The sequence below is a fragment of the Paraburkholderia sp. PREW-6R genome, from assembly GCF_039621805.1.
Classification (GTDB): Bacteria; Pseudomonadota; Gammaproteobacteria; order Burkholderiales; family Burkholderiaceae; genus Paraburkholderia.
In genome coordinates this window covers 362,721-380,032 of sequence record NZ_CP155074.1, presented here as the reverse complement: position 1 = coordinate 380,032, position 17,312 = coordinate 362,721, and the positions used below count along the sequence as shown (strand labels likewise).

Annotated in this window: 16 protein-coding genes and 1 pseudogene; 6 read left to right on the top strand and 11 right to left on the bottom strand. The window is 63.0% G+C overall.

The genetic code is table 11. The features are described 5' to 3' along the window. Positions 1 to 166: 166 nt before the first annotated feature. Positions 167 to 1,228: pseudogene (locus AAGS40_RS17035) on the top strand (putative zinc-binding metallopeptidase); the annotation flags it as partial. 478 nt (positions 1,229 to 1,706) lie between these two features. Here the strand turns inward: AAGS40_RS17035 and AAGS40_RS17030 are convergent. The 3 genes from AAGS40_RS17030 to AAGS40_RS17020 form a co-directional block, all read right to left on the bottom strand. Next, positions 1,707 to 2,972, bottom strand: coding sequence for a DUF3443 domain-containing protein (locus AAGS40_RS17030; protein WP_345815956.1), 1,266 nt, complete (start codon positions 2,970 to 2,972; stop codon positions 1,707 to 1,709). A gap of 10 nt (positions 2,973 to 2,982) precedes the next feature. Then, positions 2,983 to 3,441, bottom strand: a complete 459-nt coding sequence (locus AAGS40_RS17025; protein ID WP_345816603.1) for a DUF2844 domain-containing protein — start codon at positions 3,439 to 3,441, stop codon at positions 2,983 to 2,985. Positions 3,442 to 4,034: 593 nt separating this feature from the next. Further along, positions 4,035 to 4,460 carry a phasin family protein gene (locus AAGS40_RS17020; protein ID WP_345815955.1) on the bottom strand — a complete coding sequence of 142 codons (426 nt, stop codon included), beginning with the start codon at positions 4,458 to 4,460 and terminating at the stop codon, positions 4,035 to 4,037. Between the two features lie 315 nt (positions 4,461 to 4,775). Here AAGS40_RS17020 and AAGS40_RS17015 point away from each other — a divergent pair, with 315 nt between their 5' ends. Next, positions 4,776 to 5,234 carry a hypothetical protein gene (locus AAGS40_RS17015; protein WP_345815954.1) on the top strand — a complete coding sequence of 153 codons (459 nt, stop codon included), beginning with the start codon at positions 4,776 to 4,778 and terminating at the stop codon, positions 5,232 to 5,234. Positions 5,235 to 5,666: 432 nt separating this feature from the next. Here AAGS40_RS17015 and AAGS40_RS17010 read toward each other — a convergent pair whose 3' ends face one another. From AAGS40_RS17010 to AAGS40_RS16995, 4 genes are all read right to left on the bottom strand, one after another. Continuing rightward, a complete protein-coding gene (locus AAGS40_RS17010; protein WP_345815953.1) occupies positions 5,667 to 6,356 on the bottom strand; it encodes a dihydrofolate reductase family protein in 690 nt (229 codons plus the stop codon). Positions 6,357 to 6,450: 94 nt separating this feature from the next. Then, positions 6,451 to 7,017 (bottom strand): DUF2878 domain-containing protein, encoded by a 567-nt coding sequence (locus tag AAGS40_RS17005; protein WP_345815952.1) that lies wholly within the window; start codon positions 7,015 to 7,017, stop codon positions 6,451 to 6,453. 154 nt (positions 7,018 to 7,171) lie between these two features. Further along, positions 7,172 to 7,798: an RNA polymerase sigma factor gene (locus AAGS40_RS17000; protein ID WP_345815951.1), complete on the bottom strand. Its 627-nt coding sequence runs from the start codon at positions 7,796 to 7,798 to the stop codon at positions 7,172 to 7,174. Between the two features lie 66 nt (positions 7,799 to 7,864). Beyond that, a complete protein-coding gene (locus AAGS40_RS16995) occupies positions 7,865 to 8,923 on the bottom strand; it encodes a MerR family transcriptional regulator (protein ID WP_345815950.1) in 1,059 nt (352 codons plus the stop codon). Positions 8,924 to 9,249: 326 nt separating this feature from the next. On the opposite strand from AAGS40_RS16995, the gene AAGS40_RS16990 reads away from it, so the two are divergent. Then, positions 9,250 to 10,215, top strand: a complete 966-nt coding sequence (locus AAGS40_RS16990) for an FAD-dependent oxidoreductase (RefSeq protein WP_345816602.1) — start codon at positions 9,250 to 9,252, stop codon at positions 10,213 to 10,215. Positions 10,216 to 10,494: 279 nt separating this feature from the next. Here the strand turns inward: AAGS40_RS16990 and AAGS40_RS16985 are convergent, their stop codons facing one another. Next, complete coding sequence (locus tag AAGS40_RS16985; protein WP_345815949.1) at positions 10,495 to 11,592, bottom strand: NADH:flavin oxidoreductase/NADH oxidase; 1,098 nt, start codon at positions 11,590 to 11,592, stop codon at positions 10,495 to 10,497. 87 nt (positions 11,593 to 11,679) lie between these two features. On the opposite strand from AAGS40_RS16985, the gene AAGS40_RS16980 reads away from it, so the two are divergent. Continuing rightward, the gene (locus AAGS40_RS16980; protein ID WP_345815948.1) at positions 11,680 to 12,012 is read left to right on the top strand and encodes a helix-turn-helix domain-containing protein; all 333 of its coding nucleotides are present in this window, start codon (positions 11,680 to 11,682) and stop codon (positions 12,010 to 12,012) included. A 111-nt stretch (positions 12,013 to 12,123) separates the two neighbouring features. On the opposite strand, the gene AAGS40_RS16975 is transcribed toward AAGS40_RS16980, so the two are convergent. The 3 genes from AAGS40_RS16975 to AAGS40_RS16965 form a co-directional block, all read right to left on the bottom strand. Then, the gene (locus AAGS40_RS16975; protein ID WP_345816601.1) at positions 12,124 to 12,555 is read right to left on the bottom strand and encodes a response regulator; all 432 of its coding nucleotides are present in this window, start codon (positions 12,553 to 12,555) and stop codon (positions 12,124 to 12,126) included. A 132-nt stretch (positions 12,556 to 12,687) separates the two neighbouring features. Further along, positions 12,688 to 13,182: an MOSC domain-containing protein gene (locus tag AAGS40_RS16970; RefSeq protein WP_345815947.1), complete on the bottom strand. Its 495-nt coding sequence runs from the start codon at positions 13,180 to 13,182 to the stop codon at positions 12,688 to 12,690. Between the two features lie 183 nt (positions 13,183 to 13,365). Then, complete coding sequence (locus AAGS40_RS16965) at positions 13,366 to 14,274, bottom strand: LysR family transcriptional regulator (RefSeq protein WP_345815946.1); 909 nt, start codon at positions 14,272 to 14,274, stop codon at positions 13,366 to 13,368. A gap of 123 nt (positions 14,275 to 14,397) precedes the next feature. Here AAGS40_RS16965 and AAGS40_RS16960 point away from each other — a divergent pair, with 123 nt between their 5' ends. Together AAGS40_RS16960 and AAGS40_RS16955 are read left to right on the top strand one after the other, a co-directional pair. Then, positions 14,398 to 15,039 carry a glutathione S-transferase gene (locus tag AAGS40_RS16960; RefSeq protein WP_345815945.1) on the top strand — a complete coding sequence of 214 codons (642 nt, stop codon included), beginning with the start codon at positions 14,398 to 14,400 and terminating at the stop codon, positions 15,037 to 15,039. Positions 15,040 to 15,090: 51 nt separating this feature from the next. Beyond that, a complete protein-coding gene (locus AAGS40_RS16955) occupies positions 15,091 to 17,142 on the top strand; it encodes a pyridoxamine 5'-phosphate oxidase family protein (protein WP_345815944.1) in 2,052 nt (683 codons plus the stop codon). The last annotated feature ends 170 nt before the right edge of the window (positions 17,143 to 17,312 follow it).

Below are 17,312 nucleotides of genomic sequence, written 5' to 3'. Positions count from 1 at the left end.
TTTTACGGTCACGCACCAATGCGGCGCAACGTGCGTGCACGATCATGCACGTAACGTGCGTTAAATCAGTGACGTCAGTCCAATGCGGCATGCGGCTTGCGTCGGCTGTTCGCCTTGTGCTCCCCTCTTCTTTCCAGAACGACCTTTATCCTGTCAGGTTGGCCCGATGAAAAGCTTCCACTGCAATAGCTGCTCGCAGCTTGTGTTCTACGAGAACGTTCGCTGCGAACGTTGCGAGTCACTGCTCGGCTACGTGCCCGAAGTGGCCGAAATCAGCGCCTTCGAGGATGCCGGCGAAGGCCGCTGGCGCAGCCTGCATCCCGCCGTCGAAGGTGCGCTGTTTCGCCAGTGCCACAACTATGCAGTCGAGAACGTCTGCAACTGGATGATTCCGGCGGATTCACCAGACGTGCTGTGCCGCGCCTGCCAGCTGACCCGCACGATCCCGAACCTGAGCGAGCCGGACAACCGGCTCTACTGGTACAGGCTCGAAATGGCGAAGCGGCGCCTACTTTACACGCTTGCCGAGCTCGGACTCGACGTGAAGTCGCGCCAAACGGACCCGGAGCACGGCCTTGCGTTCGAATTTCTCGAAGACGGCGGCGACGGCGCGCGCGTGATGACCGGCCACGACAACGGGCTGATCACGCTGAACATTGCCGAAGCCGACGACGCGCATCGCGAGAAAGTGCGCACCGCAATGGGCGAGCCCTACCGCACGTTGCTCGGCCACTTCCGCCACGAAACCGGGCACTACTACTTCAGTCAGCTGGTGGAGGACAATCCGCGCTGGCTCGAACCGTTCCGCAAGCTGTTCGGCGACGAGACCCTCGACTATGGGGAAGCGTTGAAGACGCATTACGCGAACGGCGCGCCGGCGGATTGGCAGAGTTCGTATATCAGCGCCTACGCGACCATGCATCCATGGGAAGACTGGGCGGAAACGTGGGCGCACTACATGCTGATCGTCGACGTGCTCGATACGGCGACCGCGTATGGCGTTGCGCTGATGCCGGACGATCCCAGCGAGCCGACACTGACCGACCGCACGCCGGTGGAAGACGCGAGTTTCGATAACCTGATGAAGCGCTGGTTTCCGCTCACATATGCGCTGAACAGCCTGAACCGCAGTCTGGGCATGGCAGACGGTTATCCGTTCACGCTCGCCGCGCCGGTAGTGGAGAAACTGCGCTTCGTGCATCGCGTGATCGCGGAAACCGGCGACAAATCACAACCGCGCGAAACGGCGACGCCGGGGCAGGCCGGTCTCGAACAGGCCACGCCTGCTCCTGTCGATGCGACAGCGCAGGCGCCTGCGCCGGCAGACGTTCAGCCGCCGGCGACGGGTGGCGCGCCAGCTATCGAAAGCGCCGCCGACGCGCCCGCGACGGAGCCAGCCAACGCGCAAGCCGTGACGTCGCAGTCCAGTCAGGTTTCGCAGGCGCCGCCGACCACACAAACGCCTCAGGAGCCGCATATGGCGGACCAGGCGCCGGCGGCCGCCGAAGCGAGCGCACCGCAAGCCGCGCGCGAGCCTGCAGCACCGACGCCTGCGCCTCAATGAGCGTTCGGCCGTCTGCGATGTGACAGAAACGTCCGCCGCCGGATCGCGACCGGCGGCGGGCTTTCTTTTTCCCGGCAAGCGTCGGCGCGCGACCCGGCGACAGGCCTCAGGCCCTCAGTCCTCAGTCCTCAGTCCTCAGTCCTCAGTACGCGACGTAGGGCCCCGTGCCCCCCGGTGTCGCCTGCTGTTCGACCGCCGCATACACATTGCGGCCGTAGAAGAACGGCAAGCCCCAGTCAAAGATCGACGACGTCACGAACGCCGGCCCCGCAAGCAACGGCAGTGCGGAATCGCTGCCGTATGTCTGCGCGATCGCCGTCGCGTTGCCAACGCTGAAATTCACCGCGCCCGTGACGCCATTCACGCCTTGCACCATGGCGCTCAACTGCTGCGTCGAGGCCGGACAGTAATACGCGTTGTTCGGACTCGCGCAGACCGGCAGCGCACTTGTCCTGAAGAACAGGCCGGTCGAACCGCTGTCGAGGATACTGCGCGAATAGGTCGTGCCGTTCTGCACGGTCGTGAACGTGCCATTCGACGGGCTCACGCCGATCACCTGCGCACTGCCGAGCGCGTTGTTGCTCTGCGTGCCGATGCCGAACACTAGTTGCCCAGTGACCGATTGCGCGCCGCCCGACACGGCGGGCAGTGTCAGCATCGAACCATTGTTGTCGGTGGCGAAATATGGAATCGGGTTGGCGACCTGCAGGTCTTCGGCGAGCGGGATCGCGCTGCATGCCGCGCCATTGCAGCCGTAGTATGTGCCGACGACGGCCTGGTTCACGCAGTTCGCGCCGCAGTCGTGCTTGAACACGCCGATGCCGAGAATGCCGTTAGCCTGCAACGCGGACGGCGCGTTGCGCGACGCGCCGAAACTCGCGCAATCCGACGGCAGCGTTGCATAGCCCGGATCGATGACCTGAACGGGCAGCGACGCGGCCTTTTCGCCGGCAATCTGCACGTCGGCGAGCCTCACCGGGCCCCACGTATAACCGTCGAAGAATTGCATGCATTCGGCGACGAGATTGCCCGACGCGTCCTTCTGCTGCGGCAGCGACACCGAAGCCGGCAACTGCGACGCGAAGATACGCACGCCCCACGAACCGGTATCCACCAGAACGTGATCGATGGTCTGGCATGCGGCGGTGCCAGGCACGCAGATCGTGATACTCACGAATGGCATGTTGGGCACGTTGCTCACGCCGGAATCCACCGTCACGCGGACTGCGTTAGCGGCGACGAGCTGCGGTGAAGGCGTGGTGTTGGTGACGGTCGGTGAGGTCGAGCCGCTCGCCGACGCGCTCGCGCTCGACGAACCGCCGGAGCCGCCTCCGCCGCCGCAAGCAGTGACGACAAGCGCGAGCAGTGTCGCGCCGACAAGGGTCATGAACCAGGACGGGTTGCGCATGCTGGCTCCGTTATTGAATGACGCCGACGTCGACGCCCGCGGGCACCGCTTGCGGCAAGTAGGCATAACCGGAGAACGCGCGCAGATGGCCGCCGGAGAACACCACCAGATCGCTGTTGGACACCGCGAGTGGCGTGCCGCGACGCGTGGCGGTGGCCGCAACGTAAGTGTCGAACGCAGCGCCCAGCATGGCTTTAAGATCGGGCAGCGTGGGGCCGTCCCATGCGACGCCGAACACCGTGCCGCCCGCCGCCACGTACTCGCGCACCACGGTGCCCGACGGCATCGTGATTGCATGAACCGAATACGCGCGCTGAGAAGTCGTTGTGTGAGCAACGGCATGCAGGTTCGTCTGATCGCTCGCGACGGTACTGACGTTCTGGCCAAGCGTGGCATGCGCGGAAAGCGTTACAAACGATAGCGCGCAGCCCGCCCCGAGCATTGCGCGAGCAATGCCTGTCATGAGCATTGGTTTCAAGAGGGTGTCCTTCGAGGTGAACACTCGTGACCGGGTCGGATGCCCCACTCACGAGCGGAATTCAGGGGCGCAGGCCTGACTGGCGTTCGAGTGTCACTCGAACCAGTGGGGCTGCGTGAATGCGTCTACGGAGTGGCGGCGCGAAACTTTAGACGGCGGAGCGTGCCGCTGCAATCGTTTTCCGGTCGAGCCAGAGGGGCGAGCCGGGCGGCGTCGTTCGAGGGCGTTTGAAAATGGGGGACGGGACGTCCGGGGCGTGGTGCATTCGCACGTTTTCCGCCCGGGCATGCCGTTTTAAGCAGACGGAGCGGGCAAATGACAGGGCAAGTGCGAAAAAGATCGCACCGAAAAATTTGGAGACGAAACTTGTAAGAGTTTGCTTAACAAAACCGGCGCTCGCGGCGCTTTCGTCTGACCACACAGCGCACAATGCTTTCTCTGAGCAGACAAGCACGGCGGCAGCCACTGGCCTGAGAAAATGCCGCGAACGACTGCGTGTCATTCGCGGCATTGGTGTAGAAGCAATCCGTCGCAGTTCGCTCGACTCCTCGACGCACGGCGTCTGAATCGCCGAGGCTCGCCGCTTACTTTTTCTGCTGCTGCAACAGTGACCTCAACTCCTGCACATTCTCTTCTATGCGTTTGGCGATCACCGCATAGGACTCCGCCTGCGTCTGATATGCCGCTTGCGCGAGTTGTTGCATGTCGGCCAGCGACTTGTGCAGGCTCTGCTGGATGAGCTCCGCCGTTTTTGCCGATGGCGCGGCGCCGCCGGCCGATAGCTGACCCGTCAGCGATTGAAGTTCGCCTAGCGTCGTGCGAAGCATCTCCGCCTGTTTCTGGGCGAGTGACTGCATGCCCTGGAAAGCCGTCTGATTCGCCTGAACCAGTGCTTCCACGTCCTTGCGCCGTGCTTCCATGATGGCGGGTACATCGAAGCCAGGGAGCTTGAACTGCTCCAGCATTTTGGTGAAATCGCCAAACGGATTGGCGGCGTCAGGTCGGTCCATGCGAAATCCTCCTTCACGGTTGATGACTCGCCGGCACGGCAGCGTCGGTGCAACCTTTCGACTGTGGCATGCGCGGCGTCGCATGCGCCGGACACGGCACAGCCTTGCTGGCTGTGCGTGAAACGGTGCATCGACTGCATCATGCGCCATCGCGCAGCATTGCGCCAGCGGGCGCACCCCTGGCTCGGACGCCGACGTGCAAGGCCCGGTAAGTTACCGCACGGCTTCAGTAACCCTACGCTTCGCCATGTGGACTATCGTTGCTCATGCGCCGCCGCATTGTCGCGTCGGTAACGTTTTTGAGGGGAGCGAATCATGAAAAAAGGAATGCTGCGCGCAGTGGTTGCCGCGACGTTGACGATTGCCGCATCCGCCGCGCTCGCGCAGGACGCGCCGCCACCGCCCGCGCCGGAACAGGCACACGGCGAACCGCAGCCTGGCGACGGGCCGCCGCCGCATGGTCCCATGGGTCACATGGGGCCGATGGGTCCGGATTTCGCGGTCATCAACGATCTTGAACAATTGCGACGGTTGTATGCGATGAGCGGCCACGAGAGCGAAATCGTCGCTGTCTATCACGAGGTGCTCAGCAACACGGAGAACCCGATGCTGCGCCATTACGTGTACGACTCGCTCGCGCGCGAGCAACTGAGGCCGGCAAACCCGGAACAGGCAATCGCGACGCTGCGCACGAGCCTCTCGGAAGATCTTGCCGCAGCCAGTAAGGCGTCGCACGGCGTGCCTCGCGGGATGTCGCCGCCTCAGCCGCAATGACACCTGCCTTCGCGAGACTGGGGAAGCGCGAGTCGGGGCGCGCCAGGCGAGCGCGCCTGGTTCGACGCGCCAGCCAGGCGCGTCGAACCGGCATGCCGCTGATAAGCTGACACGAAGCGGTCATTCATGCATGCCGACAAGCGAATTCTTTCCGGTTGGAAGCGCTGCCGTCAACGCGCGAGGCAGCCGTTCAACGCCATGCGTTAGCTGTCCCACATTGCCACGTCACTGCCCACTTCTCATCTTCCGTCAGGTGATTAGGATAGAAGCATTGAAACGCCTGTGCGTGGTGAATGATGCGCTACCCGTTGAACCTGGCGGTCGCCGCCGTCCTGCTTATTTTTGTCCTGTGCTGCATCATCAAGCTCGCCTTGAAATGATGCAGCATCCATCCGGCGCAACCTGCGCATCAGCCATTCGCCGCAGCGTGCCCTATACCACCTGCTGCGCTTTCGTGTAACGCAGCCAGAGCGCGTCGTGCTCGAGTTTCTCGACTGACGTGAGCTTCAAATATGCGGGTGCGTGCCACTTGTCCATTGCTACTTCGAACGACGATGGATGTTCGCTGCGCCCATCGACGAGCGGCAGGATCAACACGCTGACTTCATCGACGAGACCGGCATTCACGAACGCGCCGCTCACGTGCGAGCCGCCTTCCACGATCAGCTTTTTCACGCCGAGTTCGGTGGCGAGGGTTGGCACGACCTTGTCGAGATCCAGTTCGCTCGCGCCGCCGAATACATACGACACGCCGATCGATTGCAGGTAAGCGAGGTAGTCGTCAGGCACCTGCTCGGTCAGCACTTCGATCACATGCGATTTGAGCGCCGTATTGCTCTTCCACGCCACTTTGCCTTGCGGATCGATCGAAATCGCGTACTGCTGCGCGTTGCGTTCGACGAAATGGTTCGTGCGCGGCACGGTGCCCTTCGCGAGTCCCTTCGGATAGTCATCGCCATGCGATATTTCCTGCATGGTCACACGGCCGCACACCCAGCCGTTCGCTTCGAATTTCGCTGCGGTGTCTTCGTACAGGTCGGTGGCGAAGTCCAGATGCCAGCCATCGGTGAGACTACGACCGTCGAGCGACGACATCATGTGGGCAACGATATAAGGTTTCATGCGGAGAAGCTCCATCTGGGGTCAATGAAACGACGGAGCAGCAAGTGCTGTTCCGCGCCCCAGTCGTCGCCACGGACTGTCGCGCGAAAGCAGGTCAGCGGCCCGCTGAAACGCCATCCCAGCGACGCGCGAGCCACAGCAGCGAAGGCAGCATCACGCACCATCCGAGCGCCAGCACAGTCCACGCGGCAAGCGGCTGGATGAAACGCACGGCGCCGAGCGCGGCGCCCGCGCGGAACGACAACGGCCCGGCAAGCGCGCCGAGCAACGCGGCCAGCAACGGTCGTCCGTGCAGCCATCCATACACCGTATTGAACTGGATCGCAAAGAGCGCCCACAGTGCGCCCAGCCAGTACGGCGCGACGCCCGCGATAAACGTACCGCTCGGATAAGCAAGCAATCCTGAATAAACCAGCAAGCTTTCCCAGATCATGCCGATACTGACGGTTACGACGAGCAGACGCGCTTCGCGCCGCGCATCGGCCACGCGCAGCAGGTGCCACGCGACCGCCAGCGCGGCAAACAGCATACCGAGCCAGGCTTGCGAATGTGCAGCGCCTAGCACGCAGACAAACCAGCCGATTTGCCCGACCACGAAATACAGTCCAGCCGTGGCGCTGTCGCCGCGACGTGTGGAGAGTCTGTGCTTTGTGCTTTGCATGGGGCCGGTTTCAGGACTGCTCTGTGCGAACGGCAATTCGTTCGGAGGCTGCGCAATACGGCGAGCACGGTTCAAGCGCGGGAGACGCACAGCACTTCTTCTGCTAACGTGAAATGCGCGGCACACCAGCCGCTGGCGCCGCACGTTCGATCCATCAGTACAGTCCGCCGTGATGTGGTGTATGTCGCGCTTCGACCATCGCTCGCAGCGATTCGAGTCCGCGGCTGATCCATGTTTTGACCGTGCCGATCGGCGCATTCAACGTGTGCGCAATTTCCGACTGCGACTGCCCACGGAAATAAGCCAGCGCGATCGCCTGCCGTTGAACCGGCGTCAATCGACCGATGTAGGCCGCCAGCCGCTCGGCGTCCACGGAAACTTGATGCGCCATGTCGGTATCCGCGTCGCCCGTGGCGACCCGCTCGTCGAGTTCTTCGACGTACACGCCTGAATACGGATTGCGCCGCAGATAATCGAGCGCCTGATTCCTGACGATGGTGGACATCCACGTGGTAGGCGACGACTTGTCCGGATCGTAAGAACCGGCGAAGCGCCAGATCTTGATGAAGCCGTCCTGCAACACTTCCTCCGCAGCTTCGCTCGTGCGCGTGACGCGTATCGCCAGGCCGAACAACGAAGCCGCCGACGCCCGGTACAGCGCCTCGAACGCGGCATCGTCGCGCTTTGAAATACGTTTGAGGAGCGCGGCAAGGTACGCGCCCTTCTCGTCGTTCAACGTGGGTGCACCGGCGTCCACGTCGGTCGCAGCATCGTCTTGCATTGCGCACCCTCCGCGCTCGTGCATAAAAAGTGGCCTGCGATTCAGCGCTGCCGGCCACGCGTGGCGCTACTCGCCGTCTGCAGTCGAATCTTCGGTCACCGCCGTCGTGCGCGCCGCGGCGAACCAGCCTTCTTCGCGCGCCACCCGTTCGAGCGCCGCTTCGACCATCGCACAGGCCCGGTTGCTGACGTCGCCGAGGTAGCGGTGCAGCGCTGCATCCTGCGCAGAACGGGACGTGCATTCGTCGCTATAGCGTTCGAACGCGGACAGCTTCATGACCAGTTCGGCCAGATGGCGCGGACATTCGCACGTGATCGTCGACGAGCGAGCCGCAATCTCTTCCAGTTCGCGGTCGTCGTAACGACGGCGCACGCGCGACCACACCGCGTCGTCCCCTGTTCGCTCCTGGATGCGCACGCGCTCGCAAAGGTCGCCGAGCATCTGACGGAATTCGGTGCGGCTGTCGGGCTCGCGATACAGGCGCACGCCGGCCACACGCAAAATTTCCGTGGCCGGCCCGGTGCCGAAGCTATAGACCACTGCAATGGCTTTGACACGCAGTGTGTCGCCGAGCCCGATGATTTGCGCCGCGGTGTCCTCCTGCAACGAGTCGACGCTCACGAGCAGCCCATCCACGGAATCACGCGACTCGCGCGGCGAGCCTGGCTCAGCGTGAGCGCCCATGGCCTCGGCCACATCAGCAAAACCGATCAATTCAGTGACGCCGTAGGGCCGCAAGTCCACGCCCGAACCCTTCAACCGTTGCACCAGCGCCCCGCCGACGAGTGCCAGCCGGATTTGCATCGAGTCATTGAAGCCGAATTCCGCCGTGCCGCCTGTTTCGCGACCGCTGCTGGACGCGAGAAACTGCAACTGCTCACGATCGAGCCGCGCAATCGCGCCGATCGCATGACCACGGCTGACGAGCAGCTTGATCAGCGTGAGTCGCCGCACGTCGTCCTCTGTGTAGAGCCGCTGGCCAGACGCGGTTTTCGCCGGCCCGACGACGCCATACCGCCGTTCCCAGATCCGCAAGGTCGTGACGGGCATCTTGGCCAGACGCGCCGCTTCACCACTTCTATAGCCTTGCCGAACCGGGGCTTTATCTTCCGATGAAGTCACCATGAAACCTTCTCCTCGTCAAATTCCGATTCAAGCATACACGATACGCAACACTTTGACACATAAATCGTTTCAATGCCGACGATTGAAACGATTTTTCTGACGCACCATGCTTTCGAGATCGTCGGTGTTCATGCTTAAATGAGATTCAGGGAAGGTTTTTTTGCTTGCGCAGTCCCCGAATCCGTTACACCAGGAAGCGGTGATTACCTTTTGTCCGGATCGGACAACCCATATCCTCATGTCAGGTCGAACGCATCGTGAACAGCTCTGATTCCCGCCCGTGCATTGCAATCGTCGGCGCCGGCATCGCCGGCTTGTCCTGCGCAATGACACTTCGGGACGCCGGTCGCCGCGTGCGTCTGTTCGACCGTTACTGCGGGCCTGGCGGCCGTATGAGCGCCCGGCAAGAGAATGACTGGCAGTGCGATCACGGCGCGCAGTACTTCACTGCGCGTGATGACGCGTTTCAGGCCGAAGTGGCGCGCTGGCAGCACGCCGGCGCGGCCGCGGCGTGGCCCGCGCGCGTCGCCGTGCTGAACGAGCCGAACCAGCAAAGCCAGCCTGACGAACCGAATGCTGGCAGGCAGACCAGGCGCATCGAGCGGTTTGTCGGCACACCGAGCATGAGTGCGCCGGCGCGGTGGCTCGCAGACGCGCTGCCGCTGACCACGCATTGCACGATCGGGAAAATGTGGCGTGACGCGCACGGCTGGCGCCTTTCGTCGACCGAGCACGGTGCGATCGAGGAAACCTTCGACGCCGTCGTGCTCGCGCTGCCAGCCCCTCAGGCGGCGCCACTGCTGCACGCGCCATCGCCCGAACTCGAGGCGATCGCGCGCGGCACGGTCATGCGCGCATGCTGGGCGTTGATGCTGCGGTTCGACGAGCGCGTACCGTTGCCCTTCGACGCTGCGTTCGTCAATGACGGACCGCTACGCTGGATCGCGCGTGATAGCAGCAAACCTGGGCGCACAGGCCGCGAGACGTGGTTGCTGCATGCCTCCGCCGAATGGAGCGATGCGCATTGGGATACGCCCGCTGCCCGGGTGGCGGCCGACCTGCTCGACGCGTTCGCGCAATGCGGCGGTCCGCCGCCAGCAGCATGGACCGCGCATCGCTGGGCACACGCGAATGTCGCGCCCGACGGCGATCCCGCGCCAGGCTATGTATGGCGCGAAGCCGATGGACTGGGCATGTGCGGCGACTGGCTCAACGGCGGCCGCGTCGAGGGTGCATGGCTGAGTGGCAGAGCTTTGGGGCGGGCGATGGTGCGGGCGCTGCAGTCAGCGTAGCGCGCGACGGCAGGCAAGATGGAAGCTGATATGGACACACAATAAAAAACCGTTTGCCCGGCGAGCGTTATTCGCGGGCAAACGGCCTGTCAATACAGCAAGGTGACGAGCAACGACTGTGCGCCGAGGGCGACTGCCCTGCAGTCTGCCTTAGCAGTTCGCCTTGGCAGTTCGCCTTGGCAGTTCGCCTTGGCAGTTCGCCTTGTCAGTTCGCCATGGGAGTTCACCCGGCAAGCCACCCCGCCCGGCAAAACTCCTCGACGCGCGTCAGCGTCAGCGTTACGCGACCTTGTAACGTTCCAGCCAATGCGCGTATGGCGCGGGCAGCGTCCACGACGGGCGCTCGATGCCAAGCTTTTTCGCCGCGTGATACGGCCAGTGAGGATCGGCCAGATGCGCGCGGCCCACCATCACGAGATCGAGCTGTTCGTTCTTCACCGACTGGTCGGCCAGTTCAGGCGTATCGATGCCCCACGCCGACGACACCGGCAAACCGGCTTCGCGGCGCACGCGTTGCGCGATGGGCGCGAGGAACGCCGGAGCCCACGGAATCGCGGCCGTCGGCGTGGAAAAACCGACGCTGACGCTCAGCATGTCGAGGCCTTCACGCTTGAAGTTTTTCGCCAGTTCGATCGACTCCGCGAGCGTTTCCTCGTCGCGGCCGTCATACTCGATCACACCAAAACGCGCGGTCAGCGGCAGATGCTCCGGCCAAACCTTGCGCACCGCCGCCAGCGTTTCGAGCAGAAAGCGGCTGCGGTTATCCAGGCTGCCGCCGTAAGCGTCGTCGCGCTGGTTGGAGTGCGTCGAGAAAAAGCTCTGGCCGAGGTAGCCGTGCGCGAAATGCAGTTCGAGCCACTCAAAACCGGCGTCGCGCGCGCGCTTTGCCGCAGCCACGAAGTCTTCGCGAACCCGGGCGATGTCCTCCAGCGTCATCGCTTTGGGGACTTTCGGCAGGCCACCGCCGAATGCGATCGCCGAGGGCGCAATGGTTTGCCAGCCGCGGCTGTCGCCGTCGGCGATGTGGTCGTCGCCTTCCCACGGACGGTTGGCGCTTGCCTTGCGCCCCGCGTGACCGATCTGGATGCCGGGCACCGCACCGGCCGCCTTGATCGACGCGACGACCGGCGCGAAGGCCTGCGCCTGCTCGTCGTTCCAGAGGCCGGCGCAGCCCGGCGTAATGCGTCCTTCCGGCGAAACCGCCGTTGCCTCGACGATCACCAGCCCGGCGCCGCCACGCGCGAGGCCAGCAAGGTGCACGCGATGCCAGTCGTTGATCAGACCGTCTTCGGCGGTGTACTGGCACATCGGCGGGATGGCGATCCGGTTGCGCAAGGACACATCCTTGAGCTTGTAAGGCTGGAATAATGCGGACATCGAGCTAGACTCCTGTGTATAAGCTTGTACGGTAGTTCGATAAACATCGAAGTACGGAGTATCGCAGAAACCTTTATCATTTGCTGAATGCGCACCTATACCCATCCCGCCGCCGAGGACTTCACGCTCGGGCGGCTTTTCCATGCCCTTAGCGATCCGGTCCGTCTGGAGATCGTGCGGCGTTTATCGACGGTTGAAGAGGCGACGTGCGGCGATCTCGACGGCGGCCGGCCGAAGTCGAGCGTGTCGCATCACTTCCGGATCCTGCGCGAAGCGGGACTTGTCCGCACGCGCGTGGCGGGGACCGTGCATCAGAATTCGTTACGGCGCGCCGATCTCGATGCGCGTTTTCCTGGGCTAATGGAAGCGATCCTGAAACAGATTGCCGACGAGGAGTCCGGTTACATCAAGGCAGCCTGAGCTGGCTCAGCGGTTCATGCAACCAGGCTCCTGACGTGTCGTTTTGCGACCACGCGTGCATAGAGTGACGCAGCTTCCCGCGACACTGTGTCGCACTTTTCCTTCGCCGCGTCACTCGCGCCAAATGTTGCGCATTAGCGCGAGCAGCGCTGTGGGCGCCGTGCCTTTCTGGCAATAACCGTCGAAATTGTGACGCGCCGTGCCGGTTTCCCTGACGTGATCCTCGTCCAGCGACGTGAAGGCAACAATGCCGAGACTCTGTGTCGGCAGATAGCTGCGAAGCGCGCTGGCGGTTTCGTAGCCATCGCGCTCCGGCATCATGATGTCGAGCACGACGACATCTGGCACCCAGTCCTTCACACAGCGAAGCGCCTCCGTGCAGCCAACGGCCGCGCGGGCTTCGACGCCCTCGTAAGAGAGATAAGTGGCGAGCGCTTCCGCAGCACCGGCGTTGTCGTCGACGACGAGCACGCGCGGCATCTTATGCAATACCCGCACCTCGCGGGCACTCCACCTTTGGCAAGTAGACGGTGTTCGGGTCATGGATGACAGCTTGCGATGAAAACAACCGCTTATAGCAAATCGCGTACCACCCGGCACAACCGCCATGCCCGATGAACCCAACCAGACCTACTGCGCCTGAGCCCGCGGCGCTCCGGTTCACCGCCTACACCATCATCCAACCGGAATGATCTGACTGAGCAGCGCAATCGTCCCTCCCGCGATCACTCGTGCGGTAATCCCGCCGAATCCGCGTACCGCGTTATAACCACCGACGCCAAGCACCTCTTCCATACGCGAACACGGATGGCATTCGCCGGTCGCTTCGAGAATCGCTTCGCCGATCCTGAAGCGCCGCCCTTTGAATGCGTTGAGGTTGATACCCGATGTCACGATGTTTCTTCGCAGATCGAACGGCGAGGCCTCAGCCCGGCCGAGGTGACTGGCAATGGCAGCCAGGCTCTCTGCTTCGATCAGTGTGACCTGCCTTGCTCCACGCGCACGTCCGTAATGGTCGCCGGCGAGACCGTGCTCAGGATGCGCTTCGACGGTTTCGACGGGAGTCAGCGCTGCACGACGCGTCGGTCTGAGTCCGAGCCAGGTCACGGTGCCGGGTCGAACCGGCGCAGTCATCAGGCGGGCAAGGGGCGAAGCGGGATTAAGCGGCATAGTGTTCAGGAGCGCGCGGATTCAGCATGACGGCACTCATCCTTACATGAAGATGCCGCCACTATAGCGACGAAGGTCGTCCCGCTGTGCACAGGCCAATTGGGCACAGCCCCAAAGCGTCGCAAAGGTGCACGTTCGCTCGCTCCTTGCGCACCGTTCATGCGCGGCCGTACCCACGGCGCCTCACGCGGAAACGGCGAGTCGCGCCTTGAGGACGCCGATCAAAGCCCGTACTTTCGCGGACGGGTAGCTGGTCGGCGGGTAGACCGCGTGAATGCCGGCGGGCGCGGTTGCCCAGTCCGGCAGCAGACGCACGAGGCGACCGGCTCCGACATCTGCCGCAATCGAAAAATCCGTCAGCAGACCGAATCCTCCGCCTGCGAGCACGGCGGCACGCGCGGCGTCGGCGGTATTGACGACCAGCGCGCCGCTGCACCGCACGCTCTTCGTGCCGCCGTTGGCGCGCTGCAAATCAAGCGTCAGCGGGTGCGGCAACACCGACTGCACGATGAAGGGCCACTTCGCCAATGTGGCCGGCGAGCGCGGTTTGCCCCACTTCTCCACGAAAGCGGGGCTCGCCACGAGCCATTTGACAAGACCGCCGATCCTGACGGCCCGATAATTCGAATCGGCTAGCCGTCCCAGCCGGATGGCGATATCGATGCCCTCCGCGATCAGGTCCACGTAACGGTCATTGCAAATCAGTTCGACGTCGAGTTCCGGATACGCCGCGCGAAGCTCGACCAGCGCCGGCGTAACGACGAGCGTGCCGTAGTCGTTTGGCGCGCTCACGCGCAACGTGCCACGCACCGGCGCACTCGCGCCCGAGACCGCTGACAGCGCCTCTTCCGTCGCCTGCAGAATCCGGCAGCTCGCGTCGTAGAACGCGCGACCGCTTTCGGTCACCTTCAGTTGCCGTGTGGTGCGCACCAGCAGGCTTGCGCCGACCTCGCGCTCGAGCCGCTGGATGTGAGCGCTGACCATTGCCTTCGCGAGCCCCAGCCTCCCCGCAGCCGCCGTCAGGGAGCCCGCTTCTACGACCGCGACAAAAACCGTGAGCCGGTTCAAATTGACATCGCGCACATCCGCCATGGCTAATTGTTCACTTTCGATTGACTATGTTTCGAAGCTTAGCAGTCTTCCCGCGCGATGCGGTGAACGTTACGCTGCATCTACTCCGTCGCCCACCCGCTGCAACTTTCAAGGACTGCTTCGATGCCCACCGCCAAACCTACCCAACCCATTCGCCTGCATACCACGCTGCTTTCCGGGCACGGTCATCGCGTGAAGCTGTTTCTCACGCTGCTCGACCTGCCGTTGGAAGTGGTTGAACTGAATATGGCTGCCGGGGACAACCGTCGTCCGGAATACCTGCAACTGAATCCTTTCGGCCAGGTGCCGACCATCGAGGACGGCGACACCGTGCTGTTCGATTCGAACGCGATTCTGGTGTACCTCGCCAAACGGTACGGTGATCCGTCGTGGTTGCCGGAAGATGCATTGGGCGCGGCGGCGGTGCAACGCTGGCTGTCGCTCGCCGCCGGCCCGATTGCTTACGGTCCGTGCTCCGCGCGTCTTGTCACCGTATTCAACGCGCCGCTGCATCTCGAAACCGCGCAAAAAATCGCGGTCAAGCTGTTCGACGTACTGGATCGCGAACTTGCCGACAAGTCCTTTGCGGCCGGCGAGCAGGTGACGATCGCCGACATCGCGGCGCACACATACATTGCGCACGCGCCGGAAGGCGGCGTATCGCTCGACCCCTACCCGAACATCCGTGCATGGCTGCGCCGCGTCGAAGCACTGCCGCGATTCGTGGCCATGCCGTCGACCAAAGCAGGCCTGCTCGCCGCGTAAAGTCCCCGAGCGTGGACCGGTGTCCACGCGTATTGCCATTGAGAGGCCGCCATGTCCGTATCTTCTGTCATCGACACCACCGGTCGGGGCGCGGAAGCGTCGCCGTTTCACGGGGCGGAAATCGCCGTACAGCGGCGTGCGGGCGTGGCGGAAGAAGCGGACACCATGGGCCGCCGCGGTATCCGGCGCTATATGCCGGAGCAGCACCGGAAGTTCTTCTCCGAGCAACCGTTCATGGTGTTCGGCGGCGTCGATGCGAGCGGGCAACCGTGGGCCACAGTACGTGTCGGTGAGCCAGGCTTCGTGTCGTCACCGGACGCCAACACGCTGCGAATCGACGGTGGCGCACTGCCTGGCGATCCGCTCGCGGGAAGCTGGCATGAAGGCGCATGGATTGGCGGGCTGGGGTTGCAACCGCATACGCGTCGCCGCAACCGGGTGAACGGGGTGGTGTCTTCAGTGAATGGCCGTGCGATAACGCTTAACGTGTTGCAAAGCTTCGGCAACTGCGCGAAGTACATTCAAGGTCGTCAGCCGCAATTCATTGCACGCGACGCCGCCGCTATTCATGGCAAAGTCGAGCATGCGACCGAGCTGAGCGAGACGGATCGCGCACTGCTCGCGCGCGCCGACACGTTCTTTATCGCCAGCGCGAATCTTGCGGACGACGCACGACTCGCACGCGGCGTCGACGTGTCGCATCGTGGCGGCATGCCGGGCTTTGTTCGCGTCGACAATGCGACCACGTTGACCACACCGGATTTCGGCGGCAACCGTTTCTTCAACACACTGGGCAATCTCACGCACGCGCCGCGAGCCGGTTTGCTATTCGTCGACTTCGACAGCGGGGATCTGCTGTACATTGCGGCGCTGGCCGAAATCATCTGGGAAGGCCCGGAACTGGCAGAATTTGCGCTCGCGGAAAGACTCGTGCGCTTTCACATTACAGATGTACGGCGCAGCCAGCGCGTGCTGCCGTTTCGCTGGTCCGCGGTGGAGTACGCGCCACAGTTCGCTGCGCAAAAACCAGCAAGCGGCGTAGCCGCGTCTGCATGGAAGACACTGCGGGTTGCCGAAGTGCATGACGAGACGCCATCTATCCGCTCGTTCTATTTCGAATCAGTCGACGGCTCTCCGTTGCCCGCGTTCGAGCCGGGCCAGTTCCTGCCGATCCGCTTGCCGGTGGCCGGCGCGCCCGCGCCGCTCGTTCGTACTTACACGCTGTCCGACGCGAGCAATACGCGGCGGTATCGGATCAGCGTGAAGCGTCAGGGCATCGGTTCGAACTGGTTGCATGACCATTTGGCGGCGGGCATGGCCATCGAAGCAATGACGCCACGCGGCGCGTTCACTTACGACCAATCGAGCGCGCGTCCGGCGGTGTTCATCTCGGCGGGCATCGGCATCACGCCGATGCTCGCGATGCTGCATCACGTATTCGCGGCAGGCGACTCGCATGCAAGGCCAGTCCATTTCTTTCACGGTGCGCGAAGCGACAGCGAGCGTCCTTTCGGCTTGCGTCTTGAAGAACTGGCGAGCCGCCATGCAAATCTGTCGTTGCATCTGTTTAACAGTGACGGCGATCCCGATTCACCCCACCTGCGAGGACGCGTCGACATTGCCGCGCTCAAGCGCTTGCTTCCGTTCGACGACTACGACTTCTATCTGTGCGGTCCGGACGCCTTCATGCACGATCTTTACGAAGGTCTGCGCGCGTTGAATGTAGCCGACGACCGTATCCGTTTCGAAGCATTCGGTCCTGCAAGCATCAGTCGCCGGCCCGCGGTATCCAGTTCTTCCGGCACGGCCGCAAAGCAGCAAAGCGCTGGCGTTGCAGTGACATTCTCGCGCTCGCAACGCACGCTCCAATGGGCGCCGAAAGACGGTACGCTGCTTGAGTTCGCCGAGAAATGCGGTATTGACGCGGCTTCGAGTTGCCGCTCGGGTATCTGCGGCACCTGTTCGACTCGCGTGATTCAGGGAAACGTTGCCTACGACGATCCGGTCGAGGCCGACGTCGCACCGGAGCATGCGCTGATCTGCGTGGGCAGGCCGCTCGTCGGCCATTCGGGTTCATCGCAGCCGCTGACGCTCGATCTCTGAGCGCCATCAGGAAGCACTGAAAAAGCCGAAAATACGATAATAAAAACTGGCGAGTGCCGATTATCATAGCGATCGTTCAAGGACCAACGTAGAGCTGGAGCACGCTTCGACCATCAACGTGCGCCGGCCATTCTGTTCGTATCCCTTACTATCATTGATTAAAGCTCGGC